The organism is uncultured Gemella sp., assembly GCF_963525875.1.
Taxonomy (GTDB): domain Bacteria; phylum Bacillota; class Bacilli; order Staphylococcales; family Gemellaceae; genus Gemella.
Genome location: NZ_CAURMG010000055.1, coordinates 1 through 7421 on the forward strand (window position 1 = coordinate 1; position 7421 = coordinate 7421).

Genomic DNA, 7421 nt, shown 5'->3' on the forward strand with positions numbered 1-7421 from the left:
AGATATTATCTAACTCAACATTCCCTTTCATCGAAATATGGAACAAGCCACCTAAAGCACGCAACGGTTTGAAACATTCTAATGTAGCAACAATTACGAAAACGATAAGCTTCTGATCTTTCACCACAAATATAGCGATAATTGATAAAATAAAAATAGAAACATAAGTAATAGCATCCATCACATTAATAGAATTAAGTTGGTGACGAAGTAATGCCATCGTAGATTTTCTATATTTAGCACTACGAGTATCAACATCCCCCGCTACACTATCTTCTTTACCGTATATTTTTGCCGTTGTGAAACCTGATAATCTATCGTAAAACACCTCTGATAAACTTAAGAAATCGCTGAAGTTCTTTTTATTAGCCTTTTTCGACTTCTTAATAATAATCATAATAGACACAGGAATAAGCGGATATAATAACAACATCGCTATAAACAGTAAGATATGAATCTTCCCATAAATCACAAACGAGCTAAGCACTATAAATAATGTCGCAAACATCTGTGGTACAAACTTATTGAAATAAAATTCAATATTCACAATCGATGAAGAATTCATCACAAGAAGACTACCAGTATTTACTGCTTCTGTGTAATTTAGTGAGAGTTTTTCTACTTTATTGTAAATCTCTTTCCTTAATGTATTTCTAACCTGTTTAGAAATTTTGTGACTGAAGTAATTATCCCCTGTTGTAGCTGCGTAATAAACTACTAAACCTACTACCGTTTTTAGAATAAATCCTAATACAGCACCGCTTCTACTCTCTTCACCTAGTGAATAAAATAGAAAATCTACAAAGTTGTAGATGAAAAATAGCGAGCACCAAAAGGCAACAAGTTTAAGAATCGCTACGAGATATACTTCTTTTTTGATATTAAAGAGAGCCATCGCTCTACCATCTATCTTCATAATATCTCCTTAATTTAATTTCATATTTAGATTTATTTTACACAAAAAGAGTAAAAAATAATATAGAATCTTGGTTGTTTTTTATAAAAATCCAACATTCACTCTTTTTATGCAAAAGGCTCTAGCTACCTTTATTGATATTTGTTATCAATTATTATTATACTATATACCTAAATTAAAAGATAGCTTTAAAGTTTATTGTTACGAAAATGTTCAAAAATATAGAGAATGTTCGGGAAGTGAAGTTTCAGGCTCGCTCCTGGATATTTAGAAGTTTGCTTTTATGTCCTCTCTAAAAAGACAGAAAAAGCGGGTCTTTTTTGTTGTTGTTCTTTCGGAATGTACACCTCATTCCTATTTCATAAGAACCAAAATCCAAATTCAAATAAAACGAAAGAACTCCAGAATTTTCCTCTGGAGTTCTTTTCTATTTATTTATCAAACATCTAAAATATATATACAAAATTTAAATAAGGTAGGTAGTTGTACCACCTACCTTTGGGGATACTAGAATTATTTCTAACGCTAGTGTATTTATGGAAACAATAATTATTGACAAGTATATCCTGCATCTAATAGACACGCTTGTCCAGTTACACCCTTAGCTTTTTCACTTGCTAAGAATAGTACGTAGTCTGCAATTTCTTGCACATCAATTAAACGTTTTTGTGGAATGAATGGGTATAACACCGCTTCTAACACTTCTTCTTCAGTAATTCCTCTTGTTTTCGCTAAGTCTGCAAATTGACCTCTAACTAATGGAGTATCAACATATCCAGGACACATTGCATTTACAGTAACTCCACTATCTGCAGCTTCTAACGCAGCAACTTTAGTTAATCCTAAAATCGCGTGTTTTGCTGAGTTGTATGCTGATTTTCCTGCAAAACCGATAACCCCGTTAATTGATCCTATGTTAATGATACGTCCATATTTTTGAGCTTTCATTATTGGGAACGCATATTTAATTGCTGTAAACGCTCCTGTAATCATAATTTGTAACATTTTTTCAAACTTATCAGTTGGGAAGTTTTCGATTAATGATACATATTGTAATCCTGCGTTATTTACTAATACATCTAAACGACCGTATTGTTTTACCGCTTCTTCAATCATGTTTTTAACATCTTCTTCTTTAGATACATCACAAATAACACCGTGACATTCAAAACCTTTTTCTCTGTTTTCCGAGATTACTTTATCTAAGTTTTCTTTATTGAAGTCTGAAAATACTACTTTGTATCCTTCTCTTAAAAATTCCTCTGAAATTTTTCTCCCAATTCCACTTGCTGCTCCTGTTACTACTGCAACTCTTTCATGTTTAGTCATTGTTTTGTTCTCCTTTTATTTGTTTTTATTTGTTTTTATTTGTATTTTTTAATAGATTACTAATCCTAATGTTATGATGATAATCATAGCTATTAGACTTCCTACTGACACTGTTATAAACGTTTCTTTAAATCCGTTTTTATGATTAAGTCCTGTTAAACTTAAGAATGTTAATAACACTCCACTTTGAGGTACAATCGTTAATATATTTGTACCTACCGCTGCTATTCTGTGCACTAGCTCCGGATGTAAACCTGCATCTAAATATATACGAGCATATTGTGGCATTACTATTCCTAATGCTCCCGAAGATGACCCAGTTATCCCTGATAGTGCAGCACTAATTGCAGCAAGACTAATTTGTGGTGATTTAATATTTAAAAACCACTCTGAAAACACAGTAAATCCTTGTGTTGAAGTTACTACAGATCCGAATGCAACGGCCGCCGCTGTAGCAAATATCGGTATTACAGCTCCTGTAACTCCTAGATTTATAACTTTTTTCTTATCTTCTAAGAATTTATTAAATAATATAAAACTCAAAATAATACTTGATAATAAGGCTATGTAAATTATATTTTTCTTAATTGATGCAGTTCCTAATGTACTACCTAATATTACCAATACTATTAATAACAATAATGGGGCTATTGAAGAAACAAATGAAGGTTTTTCTTTTTCATCTATTTCTGTATGAATTTCGTTTGTATATGTAGCAAAGTTTTCTCCTTTTGCTAAGCTACGTTTTAAACAATATTTCATATATACTAATCCAAACACTGTACATCCTACAGCACCTGCGATACTTACTCCTGCTGCTGCAGTTAATGTTGTATTTGTATATTGCATTGGAATAACATTTTGAATAGAAGGACTACCTGGCAGAATAGTCATTGTTATTGTTGCCATTCCCAACCATAGTGGAATTTGAATTAAATTCCAAGCTATGTCTAATTCTTTGAATAATGATCTCGCTAACGGAATTACCGCAAACATTACGACAAATAAGCTAATTCCTCCATATGTTAACAGTGAACTAATTAAAAATATAGCTACTAGAACTTTATATGGATTTTCTGTTCCTACTTTATTTAAGATAGTTTCTGCTATTGATACCGTTGCTCCACTTTCTTCCATTAACTTAGCAAGTATTGACCCTAGTAAAAATATTACGAAATATAACATAATATAATTTGCAAGAGCACTCATAAAACTATGTTCTTTTCCGAAAATATGTGTTACAACATCTAAATTATTAAATAGTAATACTACTATCGTCGATAATGGCGCAGCTATTTGAATATTAATAGCCTTAGATGATAAGTAAATTATTAAAGCTATTCCTAGTAATACACCTATGATTCCCATATTTCTACGCTCCTTCGTAAGCTTTTACTAGTTTAGTACCAGTTGCTTCTTGAATTTCTTCGAATGTTACATCTTCTCCTAACTCTATTACATGTAACCCATCTTCTCTTACTTCGATTACGCCAAGTTCTGTAATAATCAAGTCTACACAACGTTGACCTGTTAATGGTAATGTACATTCGTCTAAAATTTTATGTACTCCTTTATTTGTGTGTTGCATTGCAACGATAACTTTTTTAGCTCCTGTTAATAAGTCCATTGCTCCTCCCATTCCAGGAACCATTTTCCCTGGAATTACATGGCTAGCTATATTTCCGTACTTATCGACTTGCAGCGCTCCTAAAATTGTTAAATCTACGTGTCCACCTCTAATCATTCCAAAAGATGTTTCACTCCCAAATGTAGCTCCACCTTTTTCTATAGATACAGGAGCTCCACCCGCATTAACATAACCTTCTGTTTGATGTTCTCCATCAAGACCTGTGAATCCATTCTCAGATTGAAGAATAATATGTATACTCTTATCAACAAAATTAGCAACTTTAGTTGGTAAACCTATTCCTAAATTTACTAACATGCCATCTGTTAACTCTTTTGAAGCACGATTAGCTATATAATTTTGTAATTCGTGTTTATCCATTTCTTTTACCATAATTATTCTCCTTGTACAATATAATCTATAAATATTCCAGGTGTATGAATCTGTTCTGGTTTTAACTCCCCAGCTTTTACAATATTACGAGCTTCTACTATTACGATATCAGCTGCACTCGCCATAACATTGTTAAAATTATTTTCTGAGCCTTTATATACCATATTCCCAAATTCATCTACTGTATCGGCAAAAACTAACGCTACATTAGCTCGTAATGCTTCTTCAATTAAAAACTCTTTTCCATTAACTGTTACTTTTTCTTTTCCTTCTTCTACTGGTGTTCCTAATCCTGTTGGTGTTAATACTCCTCCTAATCCAAAACCACCACTTCTAATTCTTTCAGCTAACGTGCCTTGTGGTACTAAATTAACTTTAGTTTCACCTTCGTTCATTTGTCTTCCTGTTTCTTTATTTAATCCAATATGAGTAGCTGTAATTTCTTTAAATTGTTTATTAACTACTAATCTACCTATTCCTAAATCAACAAAACTAGTATCATTAGCAATCAAATGTAAGTTTTTTGTTCCTACTTTTAGTAGTTCTTCAATTAATCCAAGCGGTGATCCGTTTGCCATGAATCCACTAATCATTACACTATCATTTTCATGAATATATTGTATTGCTTTTTCTTTTGAAATAATTTTTGTCATCTTGTTACCTCTCTACTATCATAGCTATTCCTTGTCCACCACCGATACAAAGTGTAGCTAATCCATAATGTGATTCACGTTTTTTCATTTCATGTATTAATGTTACTAATACTCTTGCTCCTGAAGCTCCGATTGGGTGACCTAAAGCGATAGCTCCTCCATTAACATTTACTTTTTCAGGATTTAATTTTAAATCTCTTACAACTGCAAGCGATTGAGATGCAAAAGCTTCATTTGCTTCTATTAAATCTAAATCATCGACTGTTAAGTTTGCTTTTTCTAAAGCTTTTCTTGTCGCTGGAATTGGTCCTGTTCCCATTATTTTATGGTCTAACCCTGCTGTCGCAGATGCCTTAATAGTAGCTAATACTTCTAAACCTAATTCCTGAGCTTTCTCTTTCGTAGTTAAGATAACCATAGCTGCTCCATCATTAATCCCCGAAGCATTTCCCGCCGTTACACTTCCATCTTTTTTAAATGCTGGTTTTAATTTAGCTAATTTTTCTACAGTAGTTTCTCTTGGATATTCATCAACATTAAATAACGTTACGTTACCTTTTCTATCTTTTAATTCAACATCAACGATTTCCTCTTTGAATTTATTATTAGCTAATGCTTCTTGAGCTTTTCTTTGACTATCTGCTGCAAATTCGTCTTGCTCTTCTCTTGTGAATCCGTATTGGTCAACTATATTTTCTGCAGTAATTCCCATATGGTAGTTCTCGAATGCGTCAGTTAATCCATCGTTTACCATAGTATCAATAATTTGAGTATTTCCCATCTTAGATCCAAAACGTGCTTGAGGTAGCACATATGCTGCTTGAGACATATTTTCTGTCCCCCCAGCTACTACTATTTTACTTTCTCCTAGTAAAATACTGTGATAACCTAATTCAATTGCTTTTAATCCAGATCCACAAACATGATTAATTGTAAATGCTGTTTTTTCTTCTGGAATACCTGCTTTTACAGCTATTTGTCTAGCTACGTTTTGACCGTGACCAGCTTGTAATGCAGAACCTACAATAACTTCATCTACTTGCTCAGGTTTAATTTTTATTTTTTCTAATACACTCTTAATTACGCTAACACCTAAGTCAACACTTGAAACATCTTTTAAAGATCCTCCAAAGCTGCCTATCGCTGTTCTATTGGCAGCTACTATTACTACTTCTTTACTCATATTTTTACACCTTCTTTTGTAAATTGTATATTTTTCTAAATTCGAATTTTTTATCTATAAAAGCCTTTACATTTTTTATTCTACATTACCAAACTTGTAATTACAAATACTGCTTTTTTATACCTACTATAAGAATTCCATATAGTATCCATGAGCTTTTTTTATTCAAAAATATTACATATCATAATATAATGTAGTAGTATAGACGAGTAATACCCAAAAATCTTAAAAAAAATAAAAAAGCGAAATTATTAACAATATAACTTATCAAATAAACATGGATAATAGTAAAAAAAGGAGTACTCTCATGGATATAAAAGATTTAACATACTTTATTGAAATTGTGAAAAATAATTTTAATCTAACAACCACTGCTAAGAAGTTATTCATTAGTCAACCTAATCTGAGTCAAAAAATAAAGCAATTAGAAGAAACGGAAAATGTTCTATTATTTTTAAGAGAAAAAGGGCGTTTAGTAGGTCTAACAGAGATTGGAAAGAATTTTTATGCTAATGCTACATTAGTTTTAAATAGCTACGATAATTTAATAAATGATTTAAAAATAGATTCTAATTCTAAACGAGGTAAGGTTAAAATAGGTATTCCTCCACTTATTCTAGGTATTTCTTTATCTGAAATAATAGTTAAAATAATAACAGAGAACCCTGAAATAGAACTTGAAATAATTGAAAAAGGTGCTTTTGAACTTCAAAAAATGTTAATACTAAAAGAATTAGACTTTGCTATTTTACTTGCACCTATAGAATTTACGGAAAATGTGGCCTATAAAGATACTCTTATAAATAGTGAATTAGTAGCCTTTGTTCATAAAAATAATCCTTTATTAAAAAAGAAAAAGTTAATTTGGGAAGATTTAGCTCAACAGTATCTAAGTACATTCAATGAAGATTTCATGATTCATCACAAAATTAAACATTTTCTACATAAATACAATGTTACATATAAAAAAGTTATTTACTCAGGATGTTGGGACTTTTTATTCTCTACTGTAAAACATAAAAACTTCTTAACTATTCTTCCTAAAGATGTATCTTCATTTTGTCCAACCGCCGATGTGAAAATAATTCCTTTTAAAGATCCAGTAAAATGGGAAGTAGTTCTATGCACAACAAATAAAGAAAAATACTCTAATGCAGAGCTATTTGTTAAAGATGAAATTATAGATTATTTTAAACAAAAAAATCAGTAGCTCTCTCTGAAAATAAAAAAGAAGGGAGTGACTCAAAAATCGTGATTTCGTAGAATGATGTGTACCCAAAATTCTGGACACATATATATTTATTTTAGACAAGTGGATGT

General features: G+C 31.4%; 7 protein-coding genes. 1 reads left to right on the forward strand and 6 read right to left on the reverse strand.

Annotated features, from left to right (window positions below; translation table 11 throughout):
• The 6 genes from RWQ73_RS07260 to RWQ73_RS07285 form a co-directional block, all read right to left on the reverse strand.
• A partial coding sequence (locus RWQ73_RS07260) for an ABC transporter transmembrane domain-containing protein (RefSeq protein WP_314407680.1) occupies positions 1-916 on the reverse strand: 916 nt, incomplete at its 3' end.
• Positions 917-1465: 549 nt separating this feature from the next.
• Positions 1466-2245, reverse strand: coding sequence for a 3-hydroxybutyrate dehydrogenase (locus RWQ73_RS07265; RefSeq protein ID WP_314407682.1), 780 nt, complete (start codon positions 2243-2245; stop codon positions 1466-1468).
• A 48-nt stretch (positions 2246-2293) separates the two neighbouring features.
• Positions 2294-3613 carry a GntP family permease gene (locus tag RWQ73_RS07270; RefSeq protein ID WP_314407683.1) on the reverse strand — a complete coding sequence of 440 codons (1320 nt, stop codon included), beginning with the start codon at positions 3611-3613 and terminating at the stop codon, positions 2294-2296.
• A 4-nt stretch (positions 3614-3617) separates the two neighbouring features.
• Positions 3618-4265 (reverse strand): 3-oxoacid CoA-transferase subunit B, encoded by a 648-nt coding sequence (locus tag RWQ73_RS07275; protein WP_314407685.1) that lies wholly within the window; start codon positions 4263-4265, stop codon positions 3618-3620.
• A gap of 2 nt (positions 4266-4267) precedes the next feature.
• The gene (locus tag RWQ73_RS07280; RefSeq protein WP_314407687.1) at positions 4268-4918 is read right to left on the reverse strand and encodes a CoA transferase subunit A; all 651 of its coding nucleotides are present in this window, start codon (positions 4916-4918) and stop codon (positions 4268-4270) included.
• Between the two features lie 4 nt (positions 4919-4922).
• Entirely contained in the window at positions 4923-6101 is a 1179-nt protein-coding gene (locus RWQ73_RS07285) for an acetyl-CoA C-acetyltransferase (protein WP_314407688.1), read from the reverse strand.
• A gap of 307 nt (positions 6102-6408) precedes the next feature.
• Between RWQ73_RS07285 and RWQ73_RS07290 the strand changes: the two genes are divergently transcribed.
• Positions 6409-7311 carry a LysR family transcriptional regulator gene (locus RWQ73_RS07290; RefSeq protein WP_314407690.1) on the forward strand — a complete coding sequence of 301 codons (903 nt, stop codon included), beginning with the start codon at positions 6409-6411 and terminating at the stop codon, positions 7309-7311.
• Positions 7312-7421 lie beyond the last annotated feature (110 nt).